The following is a 26,680-nucleotide window of genomic DNA, read 5'->3' as shown; positions in this document are numbered from 1 at the left end:
TGTCGTGGGGTCACACGTCAGTCGACGCGTGCACCCGCTTTGCTCGTGTGCGTTTGTGTGCGCTTTGGGGCGCGGTCAGTGCTCCTACCGCGAGATCGACCAGATGATCCACCGTCGTATCGAAATCTGCCTGCACAACCGGGTTTTCGTCTTCGCGGCGCTGCTCGAAGATTGCCAGAGCGGAGACGCTCATGTTGAACGTCAGATCGATCCGTTCCACCGCGACGCGGCGGGGCAGATGTGGCAATGCCCGCGTCAACCTGACGACAACTTCGTTGATCCCCTCGCTGACCTCGCGGAACTCAGCACTCTGCGTATCCACCGACGGTGAGATTCGGGCAATGAACCTCGCATAGTTGGACCCGTCGACCGTCGCCAGAAAATCTGCCAGCGGGTACAGAAAGGCTTCGACCAATGCGCGCACCAAGTCGGTCCGCCCACTGGCGTCGATGTCGTCGAGATACGACAGTCTTGCTGCGTTTATCTGATCCATCCGATGCCGGAATACGGCCAGCACCAGACCGTCTCGCCCACCGAAGTGATACTGAACTGCAGAGTTGTTGCGCTGCCCGGCCGCAGTCGCTACGTCCCGCATGGACACTTCGTGAATACCTTGCTCGGCGAACATCCGCTCGGCGACGGCGATCATGGCGTTCTTGGCATCCAACGAGGCGGGCATACACCGACCATATAAGTCACTGTCTTAATTCCGCAAGCCCCATCCCCTGTGCGCGGTTAGGGAGTGCAGGGACCCCTTAACCACTCACAGGGGTAGTTGTCCCAGTCAACGAGACATACGCCGTCAACTGAATTCCGATCGATACGCTCCAGATTAAGACGACTGCTTAATCCACCCGGTTTTGCACACGCCAAGGAGCCTGCTGGTGAATCGCCATTCCATTCCGATCATTCCCGAGACGCCGAGCGTCGCGGCCGCCGTGTACTACCCCGATCAGAATCCCCCGTACACCCGCCCGGAACCGCTTCGCCCGCCGGCCGGGGCCCCGAACGTGCTGCTGATCATGATCGACGACGTCGGATTCGGCGCACCCTCCGCGTTCGGTGGCCCGTGCCGCACCCCCACCGCCGAGCGTTTGGCCGAAACCGGCGTGAAATACAGCCGATTCCACACCACGGCTCTGTGCTCGCCGACGCGTGCCGCCACACTGACCGGGCGCAACCACCACAGTGTCGGTATGGGTGTCATCTCCGAAATGGCCAACGCGGCACCGGGATACAACGGGACCCGCCCCGCCTCTGCCGCCACGGTCGCACGCGTCCTACAGGGAAACGGCTATGCGACAGGTGCTTTCGGCAAGATGCACCAGACCCCGACGTGGGAGACCACCGCTGCCGGGCCGTTCGATCGTTGGCCAGTCCGTGAGGGTTTCGACAAGTTCTACGGTTTCCTCGGTGCCGAGTCCGACCAGTTCACCCCGGTTCTCTACGAGGACTTCACGATGGTCGACTTACCCAAGACACCACAGGAGGGTTACCACCTGTCAGAGGATCTGGTCGACCACGCGATCGAATGGGTCGAGGGCGTCAACACGATGGACCCCGACAAGCCGTGGTTCTGCTACCTCCCCTTCGGCGCGTGCCACGCTCCACTCCAGGTCCCGGACCGCTACCTGGACAAGTACCTCGGCGAATTCGATCACGGGTGGGATCGCCAACGCGAGATCACCCTCCAAAAGCAGAAGGAACTGGGCGTCGTCGCTCCTGACACCGAATTGGCCCCCTGGGCTCCAGGGCTCCCACACTGGGACGAACTCGACGACGACCAGAAGAAGGTCTCGGCCCGTTTGATGGAGTTGTACGCGGCGTTTCTCGAGCACACCGACGACGAGGTAGGCAGACTCGTCGACCGGTTGCAGGACATGGGTGTACTCGACAACACTCTGGTGCTCTACATGATGGGTGACAACGGCGCTTCCGCGGAAGGCGGAATGGAGGGCTCGTTCAACTACCTCGCCGGCCTCAACGGTTACAAGAGTGCGACATCCGACGTACTGGCGCGCTACGACGAATTGGGGACCGAAACCAGCTACCCGCACTATCCGGCGTCCTGGGCTCTGGCTCTCGACACCCCGTACCAGTGGGCCAAGCAGGTTGCGTCCCATTACGGCGGTACCCGAAACGGCCTGATCGCCCACTGGCCCAAGGGGATCGACAAGCCAGGCATCAGGGAGCAATGGCATCACTGCGTCGACATCACGCCGACGATCCTGGAAGCTGCCGGTATTCCGGCACCGTCCAGCGTCGACGGGGTTACCCAGAAACCGATGGAAGGCGTGGCGATGAACTACACCTTCGCCGAGCCCGACGCCGAAGAGCGCCACACCACACAGTATTTCGAGATCTTCGGCAACCGCGGAATCTACGATCACGGTTGGACCGCAGTCACGGCCCACCGCGCACCCTGGCTGATGGCCACTCACGGCCTCGAGCTCACACCGATGAGCGAGGACCGTTGGGAGCTGTACGACACCTCGGTCGACTGGTCGCAGGCCCGCGATCTCGCGGACGAGCATCCCGAGATCCTGGCCCGGCTCAAGGAAAAGTTCCTCGTCGAGGCGGCCAAATATCAGGTGCTGCCGCTGGACGACAGAACGGTCGGTCGCCACGCCACCGCGGAATCACGACCCCCGCATCCGATGATGGGCCGCAAGACCCTCACTCTGTACCCACACATGAACGGTCTGGTCGAGAAAGCCGCGCCGACGTTCTTCAACCGCTCGTACACGCTGACCGCGAGTCTGGGTAGCGTCGCCGACGGCATGCTGGTCAGCCTCGGTGGCCGGTTCGGCGGATTCGCTTTGTACATACTCGATTCCGTCCCCGTCTACTGCTACAACTTCAGCGGCGGTGGTCTGACCTTCGTGCGTGGGCGCAACCCGCTGGCACCCGATACGCGCGAGGTGTCCGTCCACTTCGAGTACGACGGCGGCGGAATCGGCCAGGGTGGAACCGCCACCCTGAGCGTCGACGACGAGGTGGTCTCCGAAGGCCGGATCGAGAAGACCACTCGGGCGATCTTCAGCATGAACGAACAGCTCGACGTCGGCATCAACCGGGGAAGCCCGGTGGCGGAAGAGTTCGCGGAGAAGGGCACGTTCCGCTACGGCGGCAAACTCCACAGCGTGACCGTCGACTTACGCTCCACCCGAGATGTGGTGTCCGCGGAGGAACGGGAGAAAATCTCACTCGCCGTGCACTGATCGACCAGGCGACGCTCGCCGATTGTGCAGCCGCGCAGGCCATCTGCCGCGCGGCTGCACAATCGCCCTGCGTCTATCCGACCGTGTACATCTGCAGGCACGGCCCCACCGGGCGACCTTCCAGGATGTCGCGGGCCTTCTCACGCGCTGCGTTGAACTCCCAGGGCGCAGTGGTGCCCGGCACTCCGAATCGATATCTGCTCAAGGCACATGAACGCTGCGGTTCCGGTAGACGATCCAAGGCAGGTACCGCGTCGACGGAGAGTCCGTGTAAGTAGGAAACATCGATGCTCTTGCCGCCCTCGAACCGTTCCACGTTCTTTTGCGCGATGTACGCGTCGGGGTTGAACACCGCGAAGGCCAGCAGCGCGACGGCCGAAGTGGCGAGAACAGCTGTGGGCAGCCACTTCCCGGACATCCGAATACCTGCGACGAGCAACAACACGAACACGAAGCCAAGAAGCAGCTCTGTCGCGAAGACGCTGACCCGGAGCACCGTGAAACCGTACTGATTCTCGTACAACCACATCCGGTGCACAGCGGACGCCACGATCACCAGGCTGAAGACACACAGGGCACCCAGCAGTCCGCGGGCAAGACGCCTCGATCCAGCGTCGCGGCGGTCGATGTACCGCACTGCGACGGCGATGACGAGCAGCGTCAGCACGGTAACCGCCATGAGCTGCCAGAAACCCTCACGCGCATAGTCCGCATAGGTCAGTCCATCGGTCACCTGTACGTGCTCGTCTCCCCCGAACAGCGTCTTCGTCTGTACTGCGACAAAACCGAGGAACAGCACGTTGAGTACTCCGAGCGGGACCGCCCACTCCCACATCGGCAACGGCGTCGCCGGCGCAGGTGCAAACGCGTCCACCGTCGGCGTTCTGCGGCGCAGATACACCGCAACCAGCGTGCCGAACGCCATCACGACGCCGGCAAAGATCCGTGCCCCCGGGTTCGACACCGAGATGGCCGGAGCGAAGCCGCCGAAGATCTTCGCGAACTCCGGATCCGCACTCACGAACAAAGATCCGAAAATCAACAGGAGAAGAATCGACACTGCGCTTACGACGACAACTCGCGCCGCCGGCACCCGCGGAGCAGAGCGGGTAGCGAGCTTTCGACGACGAACGAAGTTGACCGTCCGGTGCGGTGCCCGCCAGGGAGCAAGCGTTCCCAGAAGTATCCCGGTCCACGTCCGCCCGCCGATCAGCGTCCACGTGAACAGAACCCACGCAACCACGACGCAGAGGAACACCAACCACTCCGCACCGCGAACGGCGGCAACACCCAGCAGTGCGAGCATCCCGATGGCGGCGACCCACTGCGTCACGGTCATCCGCGGCGGCGTCAGAATCCCGAAGACGATCACCACACCGGCACCCACGATCACGTACGCGATACTCGCGAACCCTGGGTCGAGGATCAGGGCCGCAAGCACCCCTACTGCGGCCGCGCCGAGGAGCATCGAGCGGGTGGCCATCGACGTGCGATCGGGACGCCAGAACCGGCTGGGACGCTTGGGTTTTACGGCCGGCATCGGCGGTTTCGGTGGAATTACTATCGGAGCGCTCATGTGATCTCCTATGTGTCTGGTTCAATTTTCAGGGTCGGAAGTACAGACGAATGCCGATGAAGACATGCGCCATCGCGAGATCTCTCGATCTCGTCAGGGACTTTGATTCAGTTCTGCGGCAGCACTACTCGAATGCAACAACCCGACGGGGCATCGACGACGGCAATCCTGCCGTCATGTAATTCGACCGCCCACTTCGCGATCGCGAGGCCGAGTCCGGTGCCCCCGTCGGTCGAGCCGCCGCGGATGAAGCGGTCGAACACTCGCTCACGGGCCTGTGGTTCGATGCCGGGGCCGTCGTCGTGGACGTCGAGCACCAACTCCCCCGCGCTGCCGGTACGTACTCGGATCACAACTTTGGTGTCGACGTTCCCGTGCTGAACCGCGTTGTCCACCAGGTTGGTCACCACCTGATGGAGGCGATCCGGATCGGCGACCACGGACAATTGCGGAGGCTTGACGTCTATCTCGATGTCGCCCGCACTCACACTCGACAGCTCGCGTAGGAACGGCTCGACCTCGAAACGGCGGCGTTTCAACGGCATAGCGCCACCCTCGAGTTTCGAGAGATCGAGAAGGTCGGCTACCAGCGCGCCCAGTCGTTCCGTCTGCCGCAGCGCCGATTTCATCATCGCCGGATCCGGTTCTTCGACACCGTCGACGACGTTCTCGAGCATGGCTTGCAAAGCGGTGATGGGCGTCCGTAATTCGTGGGAGACGTTGCCGATCAACTCGCGGCGGTACCGGTCGTCGGCCCCGAGGTCCTCGGCCATCCGATTGAACGCATGGGCGAGTTCGCCTACTTCGTCTCTGGAAGTCGCTCGTACTCGCCGCGAATAGTCGCCGCGCGCCATCGCCTTCGCCGCGGCCGTCATCTCGCGAAGCGGTGACGTCATCCCGTGTGCGAGCACCTGCGTAACGCCGAGAGCGACAACCAACGCCGTCAGTAGAGCAAAACGAAACGGTTGTTGCGACGTCAGCCAGAAACCACCCGCGGCGAACACCAGTGCTGCGACAACCAGGAGGCCGACCTTCACCTTGAAGGACCGCATCGGGTCCAGCGGCCGCGGCCACCGTGCAAAGAGTCGGTCGACGCCGCTCATCGCGGCACGTCCCAGGCGTACCCGACGCCGTGAACGGTCCGGATCACGGAAGGTCCGAGCTTGCGTCGCAGTGCCTTGACGTGGCTGTCGACGGTCCGACTGCCCGCTCCCTCACCCCAGCCCCAGATCTCCTCGAGCAGCGACTCCCGCGGGATCGCGGCTCGCGGCCGCTCCGCCAGATAGGCGATGAGATCGAATTCGGTGCGAGTCAGGTGAACTTCTTGCGCATCACGGCGCACTCGACGTTCGGTCAGGTCGATCACGACGTCACCGAACTCGAGGAGGTCGGCCACCGGGCGAGCAGCGTGCTCCGCGCGATCCGCACGCCGAAGCAGAGCCTGCACCCGGGCGACGAGCACACGCATGCTGAACGGCTTGCTCAGATAGTCGTCGGCCCCGACGCCGAGACCGATCAGCATGTCCGTTTCATCGGCGCGAGCGGTCAGCATCAGCACAGGCACCGGGCGCACGGCCTGGATGCGGCGGCAGACTTCGAGTCCGTCGAATCCCGGCATCATCACGTCGAGTACCACCAGGTCTGCGTCCATCTGCTCGCAGCGGGCCACCGCGCTGGGACCGTCGAACGCCAGCTCGACGTCGTAGCCCTCGGCACGCAGCCTCGCCGCGATGGACTCGCAGATGCTGACCTCGTCGTCGACCACGAGCACTCTTCGCTGACTCATGGAACTGACTGTATTCGGCCCTCGTGGATGAACCTGGGAGGACTTGTGAAGGTTCTGTGCAGGTTCTAGAACCTGCGGATGTTGTTGATCGGCAGATCCGCCAGCGGCGTCAGTCCGGTCGGAACACCAACTCCGTAGGCGTTGAACACCATTCCGAACCCAGCGTAGATGCCGACGTGCGTCGCACCGGGGTAGAAGGTGATGACGTCGCCGGGGGCGAGGGCCCACCGGGGAACCGGCTGTCCGACGTTGGCCTGCTGTTGGCTGGTCCGTGGCAGATTCACGCCGGCCTGCCGAAACGCCCATTGCACCAGCCCGGAGCAGTCCCACGAGTTCGGCCCGACGCCGCCCCACTGGTAGGGCTTTCCGGTCTGAGTGCTCGCCGCTGCCAGCGCGATCAGCCCTGCCGGACTCGGAATCGGAAGGGCGGCTGATCCGCTGCTGATGCTGCCCGTGCTTCCCAAGCTTCCGGAACTCCCGCTACTGCCACCGCTACCGAGGCTTCCCGGGTCGGCTGAGGCGGGGGCAGCGGAGAGCAACAGGACACTTCCGGTCAGCAAAGCCGCGACCGTTCCCGTGCGGAGTGTCGACTTCTTCATGCATCCGTCCTTCGTGGGAGTCGTTTCGGCGCGCGGCAGCGCACCTCGATAGCCGTGAACTGGTAAGACACGTGAAAACAAACACTTCGTTCGGATGTTAACGGCGTGGACGTGGTGTTCGGACAGGAATGATTGATCCGATTTGTCGGTTTTGAACAAACGGGCCTTACGTCCCGGGCTGGCAGAAGATCAGGGAATGATGGGGGATTTCCTGGATCCCGCGGCACGACAAGGTCCATAGATTCGACTCATGCGCCCATACCTGCTCGTCGCCGCGGTCATCATCGGAGCCACCACGGCACTCGTCGGTTGCTCGACGCTCCAGCGCGCAGTGGAGATTCAATCGGATCTCGACGGACTCACCAGGTCGGGTGTCGTCGGGTCGATCGCAACACTCGACGACGGCACCACGACGGCTGTCATGACCAGCGGCGTGCCCAACCGGACCAACGGCGATTCGATCGGCAAGAATGATCGCGTCCGGATCGGAAGTGTGACAAAGACATTCACAGCTTCGCTCGTTCTGCAGTTGGTCGCCGAGGGCAAGGTCGACCTCGACGCACCGATCGAGCAGTATCTCCCGGGCCTACTGCACAGCAGTGACATGGACGGCAGTGGCATCGACGGTAGCGCGATCACCGTGCGGCAACTGCTGCAACATCGCAGCGGCCTTCCCGAGTTCGCCGGAGAACCCGGCGCCGACGAATGGATTGCAGCAAACGAGAACCGAACGCTGACGCCGTCCGCCGCGGTCGCCATCGCCCTCGGCAAACCGGCGCAATTCGTCCCCGGAACGTCGTTCGTCTACACCAACACCAACTACATCGTTCTCGGAATGCTCGTCGAATCCGTGAGTGGCCGCAGCTACGCCGATGAACTCCGGTCTCGGATACTCGATCCGCTGGACTTGGAAGACACGTACCTCCCGCCGGCCGGTGAGCTCGACATCAGGGGCGATCACCTGACGGGCTATCAGGATCTCGACGGTGGCCTGACCGACGTTTCCCGCACGGAACCGTCGATCCCCTGGTCTGCCGGAGCGATGGTCTCGACGGGCACAGACCTGAACACCTTCTGGCGTGCACTACTCGACGGGCAGGTGGTGCCGGCCGAGCAGCTTGCCGAGATGACCACCCCTCAGGTCGCCGCCACCGAAGCCGAGGGACTCGGGTACGGGATGGGCGTCGGCGCCACCGAACTTCCCTGCGGCGTCACCTATACCGGCCACAGTGGCGGGATCTACGGGTACTACACACTGTCCGGCGCGACGCCGGATCGTGCGTTCACCGTGACGCTGACGTCGACGCCGAAGGACCAGCCGGACACCGTCGCGATACTCTCTCACGCGCTCTGCCCCTGACGCTGTTACCAGTACTGATGACGCTGCCCGTCGGTATCCGCGACGAAGATGACCGCGTCGGCGCCGTCCAACTCCGAAGGTTTCAGCGGCAGGTGGCCGGGCAGGATCGCCTCTCCCGCGGTGACGGACGGGTCAAGTGCTGCGCGAAGTGCGGGCGCCGGAAACAGGGCACGCCGACTGGTCGCATCGGCCAACGCTCCCTGCAGAGTGCCCGGATCACTGTCGGGGTTGGCGTCGGTTGCCAAAAATACGTAGCGCTCCCCGAGGACAAGTCCGACAAGTGAGCCGGCGCTCCCCCAGCTGACCACGTCGCCGTTGACGGGCATGTCGGACGGCACTCGCAGGAGATGGGCATTGTGTGCGAAGAGCAGGATCGGCCCGCGTCGCTGCTCCTGGGCGACGACCGCCAACAGGTTCTCGGCCATCATCTCGGCACGCAGACTGAGCAGAGTGCCGATGCGATCAGGAGCGGAACTCGCCATCGCGGAGTGATAGCGCAAGAGCCCCAGAGCGGTGCGTGAATGTGCAAGGGCCAGGTCGTACCCGGCCGGGTCGGCGGGCCGCAGCACAGGTGCGGCGCGCCGCAGGACGCTGGCGAGGTCGTCCGCAATGATGCGCAGGGCACGAGCCTGATCGGAGTTGCCGACGGACGCAGCCGGTTCGAACATCGCCGCCGGGTTGGTCCAGTCGGTGTCCTGCCCGAGCAGAAGGTCGATGCCGTCGAACGAGTGCGGCCGCATCGCAGCGGGCAGGAAGTCACCTGCTGCAGACAGCGCGCCACGTGGGCTCGGTGCACCGGAATACTCCACCGGAGCGTCGAAGCCGTAGAAGCGAACTCGGTCGGCCGGAGCGCGGCCGTGGTTGTACTCGCGTAGCCATTCGACGAGTTCGCGGTTACCCGGTACCGCACCGAATCCGTGGCTGAAGCCTGTGGCGAGCACCTTCTCGATGTCCGCCTCTCCCCCGTTCACGTAGTCGTTCACGAGCAAAGCCGCAAAGACATCTGTTTCGAGCACGATCGACCGATATCCTCGTTCGACCAGTTGGCCGAGAAGTTCGTTGCGCAGCAACGGAAATACCTTGACTCCGTGGGTCGGCTCGCCGAGGGCGAGCAGAGTCGGCACCTCGGTTAGCGTGGCGAGCAGTTCGTCGACCGCACGACCAAGACTTGCCGCGTCTTCGAGTTGGCGGCCGAACTCACTCAGCGCTGGGGCAGTGGACATGATCATCCCTTTCGAAGGTGGACTGCCTTCGACAGTATCGTTGAAGATTGGAGTGAAACTTTCACTGGCAATTACCTGGGGTATACCGTGAAAAGCCTCAATCGGAGGTTATCAGTGCGGCCCATAGACCTTGCCCGTGAACACGGGTTGTCCGCACAGGCGATCCGCAACTACGACGATGCCGGCATCCTCCCTCCGAGCGAGCGCAGCACTTACGGCTACCGGCGATACACCCCAGTGCACGCGCAAGCCCTGCGCACTTTCCTCGCATTGCGCGGCGGTCACGGGCACCAGCGGGCCACGGAAATCATGCGGGCGACCAACCAGGGCGACACCGAGTCCGCCTACCGCCTGATCGACAGTGCGCACGTGACGCTGCTCGCCGAGCGAAAAACTCGCACCGAGGTAGCCACAGCGCTGGGGACTCTGTCCACCATGGCACCGGCACTGGTGCACGGTCCAGCGCTGACGGTGGGTGAGCTGGCGCGCCGTCTCGGCGTTCACCCGGCGACACTGCGCACATGGGAAGAGCACGGCATCCTGCGCCCCGAGCGCGAACAGGCAACGGGTTATCGCGAATACGGTTCGGAGTGTGTGCGCGACGCCGAGATCGCACGGCAGCTGCGGCGCGGTGGCTATCGGCTGTCGCAAGTCGCTCAGTTTCTCGATTCGCTGCGCGAGGCCGGCGGAGCAGACGCATTGTCAGCGTTCCTCGAATCCTGGCAAGACCGGCTGGCCACACGCAGTCGCAACCTTCTCGCCGGCGCAGCTCAGCTCGATGCCTATCTCACGATGCTGGATCAGACCTCGCCTGGTTGCCGATCAGCAAACGGTTGAGGCGTCAGTTCACAAGCCGCGCAAGGCTCCTCACCATCTCACCGACGGTGTCGGTCGACGGCCACGGGAATTCCGGAAGATCGGCCCGCAACATCACCTGTCCGTGCAGCGAAGTCCAGATCGATACCGCATCGACAAAAGTGTCTGTGCTGGCCGACCTCCCAGCGGCGACGCACGCGTCGAGGTTGGTCACCAGCGTGTTGAAGGCGGCCAGTCCTCGCGTATCCGATTGTGGTGACTGACCTTTCGGCCTGGACCACCCGAACAAGACCCGATACCGAGCGGGCTCGGAAATGCCGAACTCGACGTATGCCGAGCACCCGGCATACAGACCCTCGACCGGGTCGGGGTGTGCGGAAACGGCGTCGGCCACGGCGAGATGCAACTGCTCCAGCGATTCGGAGACCACCGCTTCGACAATGGCATCGCGATCGGAAAAGTGTCCGTAGATAGATGGTGCGGATATCCCGACTTCGCGAGCGACCGATCGGAGCGTCACCGCCTGATCCGATCCGGTGCGGGCGATGAGCGTCGCCGCTGCGGCGACGATCTCTCCGCGGAGCCGTGCGCCGCTTCCTCTCGGATTTCGGGCGCGAGTACTCCGAGAACCACTCGTCCCAGTTTCATCGGCATCTTCGGAAACATCACTCACCCGACAAACTTTACACATGTAAGGCGAGGGGGTACGTTCTCATCACTAAACATTCGTAAGGTTACATTCGTAAGGACATGATGAATTCCCTCGAACCCACTGACCGGCGACGATGGGCAGCATTGGGCGCCCTCTGCACATCCCTCGTCGTAGTCACGATCGACAACACCATCCTCAACACCGCTATCCCGACCCTTGCCCGCGAACTGCAAGCGACCACCGTCGACCTGCAATGGATCACCAACGCATACACATTGGCGTTCGCCGCCTTGCTCATCACGGCAGGTGGACTCGGCGCGAGATTCGGTCACCGTCGGATACTTCTGACCGGCCTCACCTTGTTCGCCCTCGGGTCAGCCTTCGCTGCCCTCTCTCACACGTCAATGCAGCTGATCGGATGGAGAACAGTGATGGGGGCAGCCGCCGCACTGGTCATGCCGGCGACGCTGTCACTTGTCGTCTCGATGTTCGCCCCGCACGAGAGAGGCCGGGCGATAGGAATCTGGTCTGCAACCGCCGGACTGGGAATCGCGATCGGCCCCGTGGCCGGTGGCGTACTTCTCGAACATTTCAGTTGGGGAAGCGTCTTCTGGATAAACGTCCCACTGGTCGCCGGTGTGATCGCCGCGACGGTTTTTCTTGTGCCCCCGGCAAGAGGGATCACGAAGGGTTCGTTCGACATCCCCGGACTCCTGCTGTCCGCCGGCGGACTGGCTTTGATCGTGGATGCCCTCACCCAGGCAAGCCTTCGCGGATGGTCGTCGCCCGTCACGGTGCTGGAGATCGTCAGCGCAACAGCACTTCTCGCCGGATTCGTCTGGTGGGAGCTGCGGGCCTCGGCGCCGATGACCGACGTGCGCATCTTCACCAGTCGAGTGTTCAGCACCTCCAATGCCATCTTGGCCGTAACATTCTTCGCCCTTTTCGGAGTTCTCTTCACGTACACGCAATACCTCCAATTAGTTCGTGGTTACGGTCCATTGGTCGCCGGCGTCGGTGCAGTTCCGTTTGCGATAGTGATGGCGACTGTCGCCTCCAGCAGCGATCGTATGGTCGGCCGATTCGGCGTGCGCAGTTCGATCGCGACCGGTCTCGCAGTCATGTCCGCGGGACTGTTGGTCCTGTCGATCGCAGCAGATAGGTACGCACCGTTCGGAATCCTGGCTGCGATCATGGCACTGGTCGGCGCGGGGATGGGGTTGGTCATGGCTCCGGCCACAACCACGTCGATGTCTTCGGTTGCGCCCCAGCAGGCTTCGATGGCCAGTTCGATCAACAGCGTCGTGCGAGAGTTGGGTGGAGTTCTGGGCGTCGCCGTCATCGGGACGGTCGTAGCCACCGTTTTCCGGTCCCGCTTCGAACCCGGAGTCGACACTTCCACAGCCGATCCGGCGCAGATCCATGCCGGCGCTCCCCCCGCGAGTGCCTTGACCGACGCAGCGAACCAGGCTTACACCTCGGCGATGAGTACCGGAATCCAAATCTGTGCCGCAGTCGCGTTCGTCGGTGCGTTGGCCGTCATTGCACTGTTTCCCGCACCACGTCGCCCGGTTTCTTGTCCTCCCGCAGACCTCGCCAACTCGGATGACGCAGACGCTCGGTCTTCGTCCAATCCATGAACCGCACCTCACCGACGAGTTCCGGCCTCACCCACACCGCACCCTTGCGGTCATCTGCTGGAAGTTCCTCCCCGAACGGACTTTCCTTCTGACGCAGCGGTTCCAGTGTCGCAAGTAAAGACTCCAAGTCGCGATCACTGAAGCCGGTACCGACGCGTCCCACGTAGGTCAATCCATCCTCACCCGGAATTCCCATGAGCAGCGCCCCGATCCCCTGTGCTCGATTGCCCTGCCCGGTGCGCCACCCTCCGATCACCACCTCTTGAGTGCGCCAGTTCTTCACCTTGATCCAACTCGACCCACGCCGCCCCGGAAGGTAGACCGATGCACGACGTTTGGCGACAATCCCTTCCCATCCGGCATCGGTACTCACCTCCAACGCGTTCTCCGCCGTGCCCTCGATCTGTGGAGGTACCTCGAGCTCACCGACCTTGCCCGCCAACGCATTCAACACGGTGCGCCGGTCCGAGTAGGATTTCCGCAGCAAAGACACTCCGTCGAGGTACAGAAGATCGAAGGCCAGGAACACCGGCTCCCCACCTCGCTGGAGAAGACCGAAATCGGTGCCCCCCGCGTCGTTGTACGCCACCACTTCACCGTCGAGAACCACGTCATGACCGTCCAGCACCTCGGCCAACCCGGCAAGGGCGGGATAGTCCCCGGTCTTGTCGTTACCCGCGCGACTGCGAAGTGACATTGTGCCCGAATGATATTCGAGAATCACTCGGATCCCGTCCCACTTACCTTCGAAAGCCCACTCCTGCGAGTCGAGACCTTCGAGCGTTCCAGCGGTGGCAAGCATCGGCTCGAGATTCTTGGGAAACTCCGTTCCGAAACTCGCGTTCTGATCCTTCATCAGATGCATCAACCACTGGTCACCCTTCGTCCGGATCAGCGCGAAGCGTCCCTGCACCCGTTTCCCACTGAGGCGCACGATCACCTCGTCTTCACGCCACTTCTCGGTCTCGTACGTCCCGGAATCCCAGATCGTCATCGAACCGCCGCCGTACTCCCCCTTCGGAATCGTGCCCGAGAACGTGGCGTACTCGAGCGGGTGATCCTCGGTGTGCACGGCCAACCGATTCTCTCCGGCACTGGTCGGCACGCCCTTCGGAACAGCCCAGGACACGAGCACACCATCCCGCTCCAGGCGAACGTCGTAATGCAATCGTCTGGCGTGATGTTCCTGAATCACAAAGGTATTGCCCGCTGTCTCCTTGGTCACCGCAGCAGGGATCGGCTCCGGCGTCCGGTCGGCCGACCGCTTGTTGCGATAGTGCGTCAACGTGTCGGCTACAGCCGCCGAGACCGGCGGATCCAGATCGCCCAGCAGATCACCATCGGATTCGACGCGCTCCAGAACCTCGTCGAACAACAGATGTCGTAGTTTCGGATCGTCGAGTTCGTCCCAACTGCGCGGCGCGGCAACATAGGGTTGATCGCGACCGCGCATCGAGTACGGCGCAATGGTTGTCTTGGCTGCGTTGTTCTGACTCCAGTCCACGAAAATCTTGCCTGCCCGCACATTTCGAGCCATCGTCGCGGTGACGAGATCCGGGTGAAGCTTCTCGAGTCCGGTGGCGATCTGCTTGGCGACAGTCGACGCACCGCTGCCGTCCAAGGCTCGATCCAGTGGAACGTAGAGGTGAATTCCCTTGCTACCACTGGTTACCGGATAGGCAGTCCACCCCAGAGTTGCGACCAGATCTCGAATCGACCTCGCCACCTCGGCGCACTCGGTCAATCCGACGCCTTCGCCCGGGTCGAGATCGAATACCAGTCGTGTCGCCGGACCACGCTCGGAACCGTCGAATCGCCATTGGGGAACGTGTAATTCGAGTGCCGCCTGTTGCCCCAGCCACGCCAGGGATGCAACGGAATCGAAGATCGGGTAAGTGACGACGCGATCAGAATGTTGCAGCGACGCACGCGTGAGCCACTGCGGGGCAGACGACGCCAGGTTCTTCTCGAAGAAGGACTGACCGTCCACACCGTTGGGCCAACGCTTACGAGTGCCCGGTCTACCGACGACATGTGGAAGCATGACTGCGGCGATACGGGTGTAGTAGTCGATGACTTCGGCCTTCGTGGTCCCGCTCTCGGGGTAGAGGATCTTGCCCAGATTGGTCACGGACACGGTTGTGCCGTCGAGAGTGATCTGACCCCGATCCGTCGTTGCCATTTCCTCATTGTGCTGGATAGCACTGTGTCTGGATAGCGCTGCGTCTGGCAGTAGAAATCTGATGGATCGGAAACCTGCCGCTGTGCCAGGCCACGGGCAAGACTGGATTCTCGATGGGAGAGGAGACCACGATGACAGTTCGCAGTTCCGTGGAGCCGTTGGTGGACAACAACTGGCGGATGTTCGCCACCTGTAAAACAGTGGACCCGGCGGTGTTCTATTCGCCGGGTGAAGAGCGCGGACGCAATCGGGCTGCACGGGAGAGTTCCGCGAAGCAGGTGTGCTTCCGCTGCCCGGTCATTCGGGACTGCCTGACCTTTGCACTCGACACCGCTGAACCACACGGAGTATGGGGTGGGACGACACCGTCGGAGCGCCTTGCACTACGACGCTCAGCTGCGTGAACTCCGCTCACACGAGACCCCCGTCACGTCCGTACCGGACAAACAGGCAAGATGGCCTTGTGCCTATGACACGACGCGCTGTTGCCGTGACCGCGATCTTCGCTTGCTCGATCTTGTTGGGCTCGTGTTCGTCGCAGCCGGAGGCACCTGCGGCAGCGGACACCACGACCACGGTTCCCGAGGCATTCACCAAACTGCCCTCGACTACCGCCGTGGACAAGTGCGGACCCCAGAGCGGGACCACCCTCGAAGACGGTGTCTTGACCATCGCCACCGATTCGCCGGCGTACGCGCCGTGGTTCGTCGACAACGATCCGTCGAACGGCAAAGGCCTCGAGGGTGCGGTGGCCCGGGCGGTCGTCGACAAGCTCGGGTACAACACCGACCAGGTTCGCTTCACCACTGTCGCCTTCAACGACGCATTGAAACCAGGCCCCAAGGATTTCGACTTCGACGTCAATCAGTTCACGATTTCCGGGGATCGCCGCGCGAACGTCGACTTCAGCTCGCCGTATTACGCAGTGGCGCAGTCGGTGATCGCCTCACGCGGAAGCAAGGCCGCCGGTGCAAAGAATCTTGCGGATCTGGCCGGCTACCGTTTGGGCGCTCAGACCGGTTCAACCAGCCTCGCGGCGATCACCGACACGATTGTTCCGACCACTGCGCCACGCGAGTTCGCGACCACGGACGACGCGAAAGCTGCGCTGGCCGCGGGCGAGATCGACGCATTGGTCGTCGACATCCCGACCGGATTCCACATCACCGAGAACGAACTGCCCGGGTCGGTCATCGTGGGTCAGTTTCCGCGGCCCAACGCAGTCACCGAATTCTTCGGTTTGGTGCTCGAGAAGAACAGTCCGCTGACCGAGTGCGTCTCCGCGGCAGTCGATGCGCTCTACGCCGACGGAACCCTCGAGAAGCTCGCAACCGAATGGATTACCGACAGCGCCGACGCACCCGTTCTCGAGTAGTTCAGCCGGCGCGCCCACTGATCGCGCCGACGAAGACCTTCGGGATGTCTGCCGGTGTCGGAGCGAAGTGACTGTTACCGCCGGTGAGAGTCGAAATCTGCTCGAGCACATCGGTATCGGCATCATCGGTGACACCGATGGTGATGATCGGTACCGGCCGCGTCGGGTCCTGCTCGCGAGTCAGGGTGTCGAGAAGTTCCTGCAGGGCGATACCCGACGGATCGTCGTTGGCACCGTCGGTAAGCAGAATCACCGAATTGATCGAGGCCGGATCGTAGGACTGTTGCATGGACCGATACGCGGCGAGAACGCTGTCGTACAAACCTGTTCCGCCGCCGACGATCGAAGAGAGGTTGTCGATCCGAGACAGCAGTTTGCTCCGATGATCCGTGCCACCTTCAGTTGCATCCATACGGGCGACAGGTTCGAGTTCGCGGTAGTCCGTCCCGTCACCGAGGTCTACGGAGAACGCCCAGAGACCCAATTGTGCGTTGGCAGGAAACATTCGGATCGCGATGTCACCGGCCTGCGCCGTCGCGGCCATTCGAGTGACCCCGTCCTGCATGTAGTCCATGGACCCCGAGACGTCGACAACTGCCAGCGCGCGGGAAGGCCTGGACAGAATCTCGTACCGCGCAAGCGCTTTGGTGACCACAGACGGATCGGACGGCACCAGCGAGCCAACCTTTCCCACTCCACCGGCTACCGGTGGGGCCTGATCCGCGCCGCGGAACCCGAGGCCGGCAAGTACGGAGCGCCCGGTGTCCGATGCCAGCGCTGCCGCCAGCAGTTTGCCGGCGTCGTCCGCCGCCGACGAGTCTGCACCCACACTTGCCATCGGGTAGTCCATGAAGACCGAACCGGACGACGGTACCGACGCGGTGAGTCGACTGTCCGCATGTGCGGCGAGATAAGCCTCGAAGGTCTGCTCGGTCGTCACCGCGGTCCCGCCGTCCGCGTCCACGGTTTGGATGCGTCCGGTCGAACCGGTTTCCTTCAGATTTCCGTACTGCGCTTGCGCCACCGGGACCAGGGCTGCCGAAATGGACGTGAGGTCACCGCCCCGCGACTGGGCCTCGGCAAAGGCTGCCACGATCGGTGCGCTGGAGACGGCACTGGTGAGGGGATCGCCGATGTGCAGTGCTGGAGCGCCGAGGACATCCGTCCAAGCGGCGGGTGCCTCGCTACCCGGCGCCGAGACAGTGACAACAGGGGTGGACGCGACCGAGTTGCTGATCCGGCGAATCTCCTGCCCGCTAGCCGAAACCTTGTCCAACCATTCGCTCGAATCAGGGATCCACAGTGCGGGTGCCGAACCGTCGGCGATCGCCGCGACGGTGAGCACGGGATCTTGCGGCGTCACGCTGAGCGAGCTGCACCCGAGTTCCGTAGCGGGGATGGCAGCGGCGACAGCTTCGAGTCCCGAGGCGATCGACGGATCGGCGGCCACGGTCACGGTTTCCGGGTTCTCACAGCTGGTGGCCGTCGCAGCTGTGACAGCACTCGCACCGAGTTCTCCCTTGTCGCTGACGCTTTTGAACGTCACGGCGAATGCTGCGGTTCCACCGACTGCGACTACTGCCAAGAGTCCGATCAGAACCTGCACGGATCGAGGCATGGACGCAGGTGGTGCGCCGTACCCATGACGAGACGACATTGATCGAATCCTTTCCGGCGGGACCAGCATCAATAACCAACCGATGCCCGGTTTATCCCGCCGAAAAGAATCCTAACTCATGTTAGCGGTGAAGTAGCTCGATGTGGAAATCTCCACAACTTAGGTGTAGATCTGGACAAACTGGGCCAGCGACTTCTCCACATCGCCTTTGAGCGCCCGCGCCACACTCGAACCGATCGGGCCGAACAACGGCGCGCCGCCCAACTCGACTGTCAGCGCGAGTTCCGACCCGTCGCCCTTTGCCTTGACGTCGAGTTCGAGACCGAGCTTGACCCCGCCCTTGCCGTCTCCCTTGAGCGAGATCGCCTTCGGGACGTCGTACTTCTTGATGGTCCACCGAACGCGGTTGCGCAGGCCCTTCACAGTCACGACCGAGCTGATCTCGGTGCCGACACCCAGTTGTTCGGGAAGTTCACTGCGCCATCCGTCGTGAACCACGAGCCAGTTTTCGTATCCACTGAGATCGGACGCCTTGTCCCACACTTCCTGAGGAGGAAGCGGAACGTCGATTTTCACTGTGAGCTTTGCCATGGCAGAACAATAAGCCCCGTGCGCCTTTTCCGTAACCAGAGGTACCAGAAAGACGCACGGGGCTTTGCCCCTCTTAGTGGCTGACAGCCTTTTCGACGCCGACGCCGGTGAGGGAGCGAACTTCCATCTCCGCCTGCTTTGCCGGATCTTCGATCTTGTTACGTCCGATGTACGTACCGACGATGCCGAGGACGAATGCCAGCGGAATCGAGACGATGCCGGGGTTCGAGAGCGGGAACCAGGCGAAGTCGGAGTTCGGGAACATCGACGACGGCTTACCCGACACCGCCGGGGAGAACACGATCAGCGTCAAGCAGCTGATCAAACCGCCGTAGATGCTGAAGAGCGCACCGGTGGTGTTGAACTTCTTCCAGAACAACGAGTAGAGCAGGGTGGGCAGGTTCGCCGAGGCCGCCACTGCGAAGGCGAGAGCCACCAGGAAGGCGATGTTCTGCCCCATCGCCATGATGCCGAGAACGATGGAGACGAGTCCGATGACCACGACGGTGATTCGAGAAACTCGAACCTGCTGCTCCTCGGTTGCGTTGCCGCGCTTGATGACACTGGCGTAGATGTCGTGAGCGAACGACGCAGAAGCAGTGATCGCGAGACCGGCAACGACGGCGAGGATGGTCGCGAACGCCACCGCGGAGATGATGCCGAGGAAGATGGTGCCACCGAGCTCGAAGGCGAGTAGCGGAGCGGCCGCGTTCTCCTTACCAGGCGCTGCCAAGATCTTGTCCGGTCCGACCATGCTTGCCGCGCCGTAGCCGAGAACCAGTGTGAACAGGTAGAAGGCACCGATGAGCGCGATCGCCCAGGTCACCGAGCGGCGAGCTTCCTTGGCAGTGGGCACCGTGTAGAAACGCATCAGCACGTGCGGCAGGCCCGCGGTGCCGAGCACCAAAGCGATTCCGAGAGAGATGAAGTCGAGCTTCGTCATTCCGGAAAGACCGTACTTGGCACCGGGGCCGAGGATGTCGCGTCCCTGCACACCCTTGGTGGTGGAACTGTTGACCATGTCCTGCGCATTGGCGAGCAACTGAGAGAAGTTGCCGCGCACTGCCCACAGAACGAGTACGAACATGATTCCGGCTCCGGCAACCAGCAGAACTGCCTTGACCATCTGTACGTAGGTGGTGCCCTTCATGCCGCCGACCAAGACGTACACGATCATCAGCACACCCACGATCGCGACGACGATCGACTGTCCCACCTTGCCGTCGATGTTGAGCAGCAGCGCGACAAGTCCACCGGCGCCGGCCATCTGGGCAAGAAGATAGAAGAGGGAAACGGCCAGAGTGGACAGGGCTGCCGCCATGCGCACCGGACGCTGCTTGAGCCTGAAGCTCAGGACGTCGGCCATCGTGAATCTGCCCGTGTTCCTGAGCAATTCGGCGACCAGGAGCAGTGCAACCAACCAGGCGACAAGGAAGCCGATGGAGTACAGGAAGCCGTCGTAGCCGTACACGGCGATCGCACCTGCGATACCGAGGAACGATGCCGCCGAGAGGTAGTCACCGGCGATGGCGAACCCGTTCTGCGGGCCGGTGAACTGCCCACCACCGGTGTAGAAGTCGGACGCCTTCTTGGTGGTCCGGCTGGCGCGGATCACCAGCGTCATGGTCACGACGACGAACGCGAGGAAGATCGCGATGTTGAAGGCTGGGTTTCCTACGTCCGTTCCGGACGCGGCGAGTGTGGTGATCACTGTGCGGGACCTTCCAGTTCTTCACGGATGGCGGCGGAGCGGGGATCGAGCTCACGACCGGCGAACTTCACGTACCACGCGGTGATGGCGAAGGTCGTGACGAATTGCCCGAGGCCGAGGATGATGCCGAGATTGATGTTGCCGAGGACCTTGGTGGCCATGAAGTCGTGGGCATAGGTAGCCAGGACGACGTACACCGCATACCAGAGCAGGAAGAATGCAGTGATGGGGAAAACGAACTTGCGCAGACGCGTTCGGAGTTCCTGGAATTCGGGACTCGATTGCATGTCTATGAATGCCTGGGCATCCGGGGTGCGTCGCTCTTGCGGCGACCCCTCACTGATTTCTGCTGTGGACACTGCCGGCTCCTCGCCTCGCGTGTGAAGTGAACTACGCACAGACGTTAGTGAGATCGGAGTCACATGAAGACGCTGTGGCGCCAGTCACACGGTGAGCAGTCGCGCGCTGCGCCGAACGGTCAGGCAGGCGCGACCAACGGCAGAGGGTTCGGGCGGTGAAAGTCAGGGTTGGCGGAGATCGTCTTCGCGATCGGAGCCCATTCCGAGACGTTCCGGGGCGTGCATCCGCGTGAAGATTCGCGCAATATCTGCCGGTATCTGCTTCGACGACACCTTGCTCACGACGATCATCGTGAGGAACGCCAGCGGCACGCTCACCGCGGCCGGGAACGCGAAAATGGCTGCCGGCCAGCCACCGAGGACGTCCTCCGACAAACCACCCAGGACGGCGACAGTAGCGGCAGTGCCCGCAACACATCCACCGACAACCATCCCCGCCCCCGCGCCGACGGCGGTCAGACCGCGCCACCAGATACCCAATACGAGCAGTGGGCAGAGCGTCGACGCAGCGACTGCGAACACCAAACCGACGGTTCTCGAGAGGTCGACCGACACCACCGCCAGCGACAGCACGAGAGGAACGACCCCGGCCAGTAGCGCTGCAATACGGAAGTCTCGAACTCGACCACGGAGGACATCGGTACTGACGACGCCGGCGATGCTGACGAGCAATCCGGACGACGTCGACAGGAAAGCGGCGATGGCACCGGACGCCACGAGGGCTGCCAGCAGTTGTCCGCCCCACCCCGAGAACACCGAGCCCGGCAACAGCAGCACCGCCGCGTCAGAGGTGCCGGTGATCAGAAGTTGCGGGACGTACAGACGAGCGAAGACGCCGAGGAGTGTCGGAAACAGGTAGAACACGCTGACCAGACCGACAACGGCGAGCGACGTCAGACGGGCTGCCCGGCCGTCGGGGTTGGTGTAGAACCGGACGAGAACATGAGGAAGGCCGAGCGTTCCGAGGAAGGTCGCGAGCATCAGCGAGTACACCTGGTACATCGGGTGCGGCCCACCGAAACCCCAACCCGGGGTGATCCAGTCAGAGTTCTGCGCGGGCGCTCCGGCGACGACAGGGACAGCGGCTCCCGCGTCGAGGACCATGGACATGCCTTCACCGAGAGTGTGCTCCCCCGGCCCCAGGGTCATCGTGCCTTCGACCGCTCGCCCGTCGACTGTGCCGCCGCTGACCGTCACCGGCTCGGACACCTGGACGACGACGTCGGTGGTGATGTCGACGGTCGTCGCAGTGGTGACCGTCGGCGGCATCGACGCGCCGACGTCGTGGTGATCGCCGAAGAAGTAGAAGGTCAGTGCCACAGCGGGAATCGCGACGGCAGTCAGTTTCAGCCAGTACTGGAAGGCCTGAACGAAGGTGATCGAGCGCATCCCGCCGCCGACGACGTTGGCGATGACGATGACCCCGACCGCTACGCCGCCGATCCAACTGGGAACCCCGAGCAAGATATTGAGCGTCAGTCCCGCGCCTTGGAACTGTGGAATCAAATACAGGATGCACACCATCGCGACCACGAGCATCGCGAGCTTGCGCAATCGCGGTGAGCCGAGACGGAACTCGGCGAAATCAGGGACGGTATACGCACCGGAACGCCGAAGCGGCGCTGCGACGAACAGCAGCAGGGCGAGGTATCCGGCGGTGAAGCCGATGGGATACCAGAGTGCGTCGGCGCCGTACTTGGCGACCAGCCCCGCAACACCGAGAAACGAAGCAGCAGAGAGGTACTCGCCGGAGATGGCCGTCGCATTCCACCGCGCACTGACGGTTCTGGACGCGACGAGAAAGTCCGAGGTGGTACGAGCGAGCCGAACGCCGTAGATTCCGATAGCCACCGTCGCGACAGCTGCTGCCACGATGCCGAGCACCGTCAACACCGGGATAGGTTGTCCTCCCACAGTGCCGCGCTCAGTCGTCCACGATGTCGTTGAAGTCCTGCTCGTTTCGCTCCGCACGACGCACGAACACCCAACCGGTCGTCAACAGCAAGGGATACACGGCGCCGCCCATTACGAGCCACGGCAACCGGATGCCAAGGACCGCGACCTCCGACAGCGTCGGGAAGAGATGCGTCAGCAGCGGCACCGCACACAGGAGCCCGGCTGCGACGACGGCAAGGCGAATCGCCAGTCCCAACTGCGCGCGAACGAGACCGCGGATCATGGCGTCACCGACTTCGGTCTGTTCCTGCACCTCCACCCGTGTTCGCACGATCCGTGCGCCACTACGTTGCGCCAACACAACGCGCTCACGCTGCGGAGGATCGGACTGCGACGTCACCGCGACAACCAACTCTGCTTGGGCGCACGAACCAGTCGATCCTTGAGTTCACGGGTGTGTCTGCGACTGACCGGAAGCTCGACGGGAGGCTTGTCGCCGTGCGGGCGCAGACAGACCACCAATCCACTGCCTACTGTTCGGATGCCGGTGACCAGCGCCAGCGACACCAGGTAGGAGCGGTGCACACGCAAGAAGCCCGCGTCGGCCCAGCGTGATTCGAGCGTCGAGATCGGGATGCGCACCAGGTGCGACTTTCCAGCGGTGTGCAAACGCGCGTAGTCCCCGTCGGCTTCCACCCACTCCACCGAGGAACGCTGAACGAGCGTCGTGACACCGCCCAGTTCCACCGGGATCACCTCGTCCGTGGGCGCAGCTTCGGGTTTGCTCTCACTCTTGGTGCGCCCGGCCAGCCCCACGATCCGCTGAACGGCCTGAGCGAGACGCTCCTCCCGGAGCGGTTTGAGTAGGTAGTCGACGGCGCCGAGATCGAATGCGTCAACCGCTCGATCGTCGTGCGCTGTCACGAACACCACGGGCGGTGGCGTCGCGAAATTGGAGAGGATGCCGGCCAGTTCGAGACCGTCGAGTCCGGGCATGTTGATGTCGAGAAACACCGCGTCGATGCTTCCACCGCGCAGTATCCGCAACGCTGTCGTCGCATCCGATGCCGTGTGAACGTGCGCCACCGAGTCCTCGGCGCGCAGCAAGAAGGCCAGCTCGTCGAGGGCTGGTTTCTCGTCGTCGACGGCAAGGACGGTCAGCTGGGCATCAGTGTCAGTCTCGTTCACAACAGGTCCATGTTCCCACGACGGTTTCAGCCTGATCATCGAAGGCGAGAATCAGACGTGAATACCCTGCTTGAACTTGGGAACACGCATGCTGACCTTCGTACCGGCACCCGGCGCTGTCTCCACCACGAGTCCGTAGTCGTTGCCGAACGCGGCACGAAGTCTGTCGTCGACGTTGGCCAAACCGACGTGAGCAGCTTCTCGTGCGCTGGGTCGCCCCGATCCCGACTCGATGGCGTCGAGCGAACCGGAGCGCAGTAGTTCGGGGTCCATCCCCACACCGTCGTCCTCGACGCTGATGATGCAGTCCGGTCCCTCGTCCGCAGCCACGATGCTCACGGTCCCGCCCTCCGGCTTACTCGAAATGCCGTGACGAACCGCGTTCTCGACCAGCGGCTGGAGGGCAAGGAAAGGAAGAACCACGTTGAGCACTTCGGGTGCTATCTGAAGGCGGACGTTCAGAGCCTCCCCGAATCGCGCGCGTTCGAGGGTCAGGTAACGATCGATGTTGCGCAGCTCGTCGGCGAGCAGGGTGAACTCACCCGCAGATCGGAACGAGTACCGCGTGAAGTCCGCGAACTCGAGGATCAGTTCTCTGGCCCGCGCCGGATCGGTTCGAACAAACGATGCGACCGTGTTGAGCGCGTTGTAGATGAAATGAGGACTGATCTGTGCGCGCAGGGCACGCACTTCGGCTCGATCCAACAGGGCTCTGGACGCGTCGAGGTCGGCGAGTTCGATCTGACTGCAGGCATATCGTGCCACCTCGGTGACCGCTCCGAGCATTCCCGGCCACGGGTCCTCGCTGGTGACGATTCCCAGTACGCCGACCACGCCGATGTCCTCGATCAGCAGGGGCTGAGCGATCAGCGCTCGCACATGGTGATCGCTCGGTCCGCGCACCAGGTCCGAGTGCGTGACGAGTACCCGGCGTTCGCCTTCGATCGCACGAATGGCGGCGTCATGGAATTGTTCGGACAACGCTTCGTGACGGCCGTCCCACGCCAACAGGTTTCCCGACGCGTCTGCCAGGCCCAGACCGGAGCCGCCGGTCAGCTCGCGTAGGTGAGGCGCCGCCTCGGCGGCCGAATTCTCGTCGAGTCCACGCCGAAGTGGCCGCGCGGCAAGCGAAGCCGTGTGGAGAGCGGCATGGACTGCACGTTCGGTGGGGGTGGTCACCTCACGTCTGGTGCGCATCCACACAGCCGTCAGCGCCCCGGCCACTGCGAGAATCAGCACGCTGAGAAGCGCGACCACGGCCGGACTCAAGGCGAGTCCTCGTCCAGTTTCCGTATCAGTGTTTTCGGAGCCACCGTGCGGTACGCATCTTCGACGACGTCGGCTACGTCGTTCCAGAATTTCTCGTCCTCGGTCTCGTCGGCACTCGGAACGTCGAGGTACACGCCGATCCATCCCCGGCCACCCACGTACGGAGGGACGAAGAACCTCGACGGGTCACGACTGACCCAATCTGCCTGCGCCCCAGGTGGGGCCGCGGCCCAGATCGCGACGCGATCGTCGTGGTGGTGATCTGCCATGGTGACGAACTGCGGCGCCTTGCGCACGAACCACGACGCTTCACCGTGGCTGACCCGCTCGGTCGCCTCCGGCAATGCCAGTGCAAGAGCGCGGATTCGCTCCAACGGCGTCATCGATTCACGACCCGCAGGTATTCGGTGCCGGAACACCTGCAAATCGATCCTTCACCCACGCGACAGCTCCCGGCACAGCGGCGCCGTCCGCATGACCTTCACCCGGTCGCGCCTGGAATTCGATGACGTCACCGTCGGCGCAGGCGCGTTCGACTGCCGCCTCGGTCCATTCCGGACGGATCAGGTTGTCATTGGTACCGACGACTACGTACATCGGACCGCTCGCGCGTTGACGGGGAAGAGCAACGTCGCTGAGCCACGCGTGAATTCGGTCCGCATCCTCGGCGGTAGCCGGCCGCGTGTCGGCGGGCGTCACCTTTCCGACCAGACCCAACTTCTCCGTCGCCCGAGAGGTCAGGCACGAGGTGAGCAGGTCGTAGTTCTGCTCGAATGCGCCGCGCACGTAGTCGGTTCGTTCGAGGTCCGGATGGGTGAGGGACAGCCCTTCGAGTACATAGGGCAGCAGCAGTTGCTGAGGCAGTGACAGATTCACCTCGGAATCACTCGAGATGATCGGCGAGATGTCCGCTGCCGGGGACAGGTTTGCTGCACCGACGAATTCGAGTCCGTCGCCGTAGGTGTCGGCTTCCTCGGCTGCCGCCCAGGATGCCTGCCCGCCTTGGGACAGCCCCAGAGTTGCCCAACGAGTCGAGGTGTCCGGAACGACGTTGCGCGCCGCTCGAACCGCGTCGATGACGTTGAACGCCGCGGTGTCCGGTTGCAGGTAAGGATGCGGGTCCGGAGTGCCGAGGCCCTCGAAGTCGGATACAGCGACCACGTATCCCGAGTCGAGGAACGGCGCGACCAGGCCGATCGTGCCGAAGAGGGTCGGCGAGGCCGACGGCGCACAGTCGTCCGAAATACCCGTCGTGCCATGGCCGATGGAGACGATCGGCCAACCGCCCTCCGGCGGCGTTCCAGGCGGTGTGAACACGGTTCCCGATACCTGGGTCTCCCGGCCGTCGATACCGGAGGTGGAGCCGTACAGGATTTTCACCGCGCTCGCTCCGGACGCCGCCACTTCGGCTGTGCTGGTGAAGGGTTCACTGTCGAACACGACGCCGCGTTGCGCGCTGCTCTCGACCGGCGGGGTCGTCGTGGTTGCGTTGTCGGTGACAGAGACATCTGGCGAGGCATCCGATCCGCAGCCGACGCTCACGAGAAGTGCGCTCGCCACCACGACTCCCCAGACTGCGCGAACCCTCGAACTCCGAACAGTCATACGCAGTGTTCCC

Annotated in this window: 24 protein-coding genes; 6 read left to right on the top strand and 18 right to left on the bottom strand. The window is 63.1% G+C overall.

The genetic code is table 11. The features are described 5' to 3' along the window. Positions 1–10: 10 nt before the first annotated feature. Positions 11–679 (bottom strand): TetR family transcriptional regulator, encoded by a 669-nt coding sequence (locus tag M1L53_RS07435; protein WP_054188840.1) that lies wholly within the window; start codon positions 677–679, stop codon positions 11–13. 205 nt (positions 680–884) lie between these two features. On the opposite strand from M1L53_RS07435, the gene M1L53_RS07430 reads away from it, so the two are divergent. Further along, a complete protein-coding gene (locus M1L53_RS07430) occupies positions 885–3,221 on the top strand; it encodes an arylsulfatase (protein ID WP_054188841.1) in 2,337 nt (778 codons plus the stop codon). Positions 3,222–3,294: 73 nt separating this feature from the next. Here M1L53_RS07430 and M1L53_RS07425 read toward each other — a convergent pair whose 3' ends face one another. The 4 genes from M1L53_RS07425 to M1L53_RS07410 all read right to left on the bottom strand — a co-directional run bounded on the left by M1L53_RS07425 (position 3,295) and on the right by M1L53_RS07410 (position 7,182). Next, the gene (locus tag M1L53_RS07425; RefSeq protein WP_054188842.1) at positions 3,295–4,797 is read right to left on the bottom strand and encodes a DUF4153 domain-containing protein; all 1,503 of its coding nucleotides are present in this window, start codon (positions 4,795–4,797) and stop codon (positions 3,295–3,297) included. 107 nt (positions 4,798–4,904) lie between these two features. After that, positions 4,905–5,900, bottom strand: coding sequence for a HAMP domain-containing sensor histidine kinase (locus tag M1L53_RS07420; protein WP_050654680.1), 996 nt, complete (start codon positions 5,898–5,900; stop codon positions 4,905–4,907). Beyond that, a complete protein-coding gene (locus M1L53_RS07415; RefSeq protein WP_003940586.1) occupies positions 5,897–6,583 on the bottom strand; it encodes a response regulator transcription factor in 687 nt (228 codons plus the stop codon). Before M1L53_RS07415 ends, M1L53_RS07420 begins: the two co-directional genes overlap by 4 nt. A 65-nt stretch (positions 6,584–6,648) precedes the next feature. Beyond that, complete coding sequence (locus M1L53_RS07410; RefSeq protein WP_020970417.1) at positions 6,649–7,182, bottom strand: NlpC/P60 family protein; 534 nt, start codon at positions 7,180–7,182, stop codon at positions 6,649–6,651. Between the two features lie 250 nt (positions 7,183–7,432). Here M1L53_RS07410 and M1L53_RS07405 point away from each other — a divergent pair, with 250 nt between their 5' ends. Next, positions 7,433–8,542: a serine hydrolase gene (locus M1L53_RS07405; RefSeq protein WP_050654681.1), complete on the top strand. Its 1,110-nt coding sequence runs from the start codon at positions 7,433–7,435 to the stop codon at positions 8,540–8,542. A gap of 5 nt (positions 8,543–8,547) precedes the next feature. On the opposite strand, the gene M1L53_RS07400 is transcribed toward M1L53_RS07405, so the two are convergent. Beyond that, on the bottom strand, positions 8,548–9,771 hold the full coding sequence (locus M1L53_RS07400) for an erythromycin esterase family protein (protein WP_083471253.1): 1,224 nt from the start codon (positions 9,769–9,771) through the stop codon (positions 8,548–8,550). Between the two features lie 108 nt (positions 9,772–9,879). Between M1L53_RS07400 and M1L53_RS07395 the strand changes: the two genes are divergently transcribed. After that, positions 9,880–10,602, top strand: a complete 723-nt coding sequence (locus M1L53_RS07395) for a MerR family transcriptional regulator (RefSeq protein WP_042451099.1) — start codon at positions 9,880–9,882, stop codon at positions 10,600–10,602. Between the two features lie 4 nt (positions 10,603–10,606). Here M1L53_RS07395 and M1L53_RS07390 read toward each other — a convergent pair whose 3' ends face one another. Next, positions 10,607–11,254 carry a TetR/AcrR family transcriptional regulator gene (locus M1L53_RS07390; protein ID WP_003940096.1) on the bottom strand — a complete coding sequence of 216 codons (648 nt, stop codon included), beginning with the start codon at positions 11,252–11,254 and terminating at the stop codon, positions 10,607–10,609. A gap of 77 nt (positions 11,255–11,331) precedes the next feature. Here M1L53_RS07390 and M1L53_RS07385 point away from each other — a divergent pair, with 77 nt between their 5' ends. Further along, positions 11,332–12,873 carry an MFS transporter gene (locus M1L53_RS07385; protein ID WP_054188843.1) on the top strand — a complete coding sequence of 514 codons (1,542 nt, stop codon included), beginning with the start codon at positions 11,332–11,334 and terminating at the stop codon, positions 12,871–12,873. On the opposite strand, the gene M1L53_RS07380 is transcribed toward M1L53_RS07385, so the two are convergent. Beyond that, positions 12,773–15,055, bottom strand: coding sequence for an ATP-dependent DNA ligase (locus M1L53_RS07380; protein WP_054188844.1), 2,283 nt, complete (start codon positions 15,053–15,055; stop codon positions 12,773–12,775). The two genes, M1L53_RS07385 and M1L53_RS07380, sit on opposite strands and share 101 nt — an antisense overlap. 131 nt (positions 15,056–15,186) lie before the next feature. Between M1L53_RS07380 and M1L53_RS07375 the strand changes: the two genes are divergently transcribed. Together M1L53_RS07375 and M1L53_RS07370 are read left to right on the top strand one after the other, a co-directional pair. After that, positions 15,187–15,459: a WhiB family transcriptional regulator gene (locus M1L53_RS07375; RefSeq protein WP_050654722.1), complete on the top strand. Its 273-nt coding sequence runs from the start codon at positions 15,187–15,189 to the stop codon at positions 15,457–15,459. Between the two features lie 65 nt (positions 15,460–15,524). After that, positions 15,525–16,430: a transporter substrate-binding domain-containing protein gene (locus tag M1L53_RS07370; protein WP_054188845.1), complete on the top strand. Its 906-nt coding sequence runs from the start codon at positions 15,525–15,527 to the stop codon at positions 16,428–16,430. A gap of 1 nt (position 16,431) precedes the next feature. Here M1L53_RS07370 and M1L53_RS07365 read toward each other — a convergent pair whose 3' ends face one another. From M1L53_RS07365 to M1L53_RS07320, 10 genes are all read right to left on the bottom strand, one after another. Then, complete coding sequence (locus M1L53_RS07365; RefSeq protein WP_054188846.1) at positions 16,432–18,087, bottom strand: substrate-binding domain-containing protein; 1,656 nt, start codon at positions 18,085–18,087, stop codon at positions 16,432–16,434. Between the two features lie 120 nt (positions 18,088–18,207). Next, positions 18,208–18,639 (bottom strand): SRPBCC family protein, encoded by a 432-nt coding sequence (locus tag M1L53_RS07360; protein ID WP_003939735.1) that lies wholly within the window; start codon positions 18,637–18,639, stop codon positions 18,208–18,210. A gap of 73 nt (positions 18,640–18,712) precedes the next feature. Then, entirely contained in the window at positions 18,713–20,350 is a 1,638-nt protein-coding gene (locus M1L53_RS07355) for a cation acetate symporter (protein ID WP_007727752.1), read from the bottom strand. Then, the gene (locus M1L53_RS07350; protein WP_054188957.1) at positions 20,347–20,709 is read right to left on the bottom strand and encodes a DUF485 domain-containing protein; all 363 of its coding nucleotides are present in this window, start codon (positions 20,707–20,709) and stop codon (positions 20,347–20,349) included. Before M1L53_RS07350 ends, M1L53_RS07355 begins: the two co-directional genes overlap by 4 nt. 162 nt (positions 20,710–20,871) lie before the next feature. Then, entirely contained in the window at positions 20,872–22,623 is a 1,752-nt protein-coding gene (locus M1L53_RS07345; protein ID WP_030534942.1) for a cation acetate symporter, read from the bottom strand. Positions 22,624–22,633: 10 nt separating this feature from the next. Continuing rightward, the gene (locus M1L53_RS07340; RefSeq protein WP_003939880.1) at positions 22,634–23,005 is read right to left on the bottom strand and encodes a membrane protein; all 372 of its coding nucleotides are present in this window, start codon (positions 23,003–23,005) and stop codon (positions 22,634–22,636) included. Then, a complete protein-coding gene (locus tag M1L53_RS07335) occupies positions 23,002–23,793 on the bottom strand; it encodes a LytTR family DNA-binding domain-containing protein (protein ID WP_003939723.1) in 792 nt (263 codons plus the stop codon). Before M1L53_RS07335 ends, M1L53_RS07340 begins: the two co-directional genes overlap by 4 nt. A gap of 51 nt (positions 23,794–23,844) precedes the next feature. Then, a complete protein-coding gene (locus tag M1L53_RS07330) occupies positions 23,845–25,062 on the bottom strand; it encodes a sensor histidine kinase (RefSeq protein ID WP_030534943.1) in 1,218 nt (405 codons plus the stop codon). Continuing rightward, the gene (locus M1L53_RS07325; protein WP_007727762.1) at positions 25,059–25,445 is read right to left on the bottom strand and encodes an MmcQ/YjbR family DNA-binding protein; all 387 of its coding nucleotides are present in this window, start codon (positions 25,443–25,445) and stop codon (positions 25,059–25,061) included. The genes M1L53_RS07330 and M1L53_RS07325 overlap by 4 nt, the downstream gene beginning before the upstream one ends. A 4-nt stretch (positions 25,446–25,449) precedes the next feature. Then, a complete protein-coding gene (locus M1L53_RS07320; protein ID WP_007727763.1) occupies positions 25,450–26,667 on the bottom strand; it encodes a lipase family protein in 1,218 nt (405 codons plus the stop codon). Positions 26,668–26,680: the final 13 nt, after the last annotated feature.

The organism is Rhodococcus sp. T9N (assembly GCF_024436645.1).
Lineage (GTDB): Bacteria > Actinomycetota > Actinomycetes > Mycobacteriales > Mycobacteriaceae > Rhodococcus_F > Rhodococcus_F qingshengii.
Note: the sequence above shows the minus strand (reverse complement) of the source record. Positions and strands in the feature narration are given on the sequence as shown.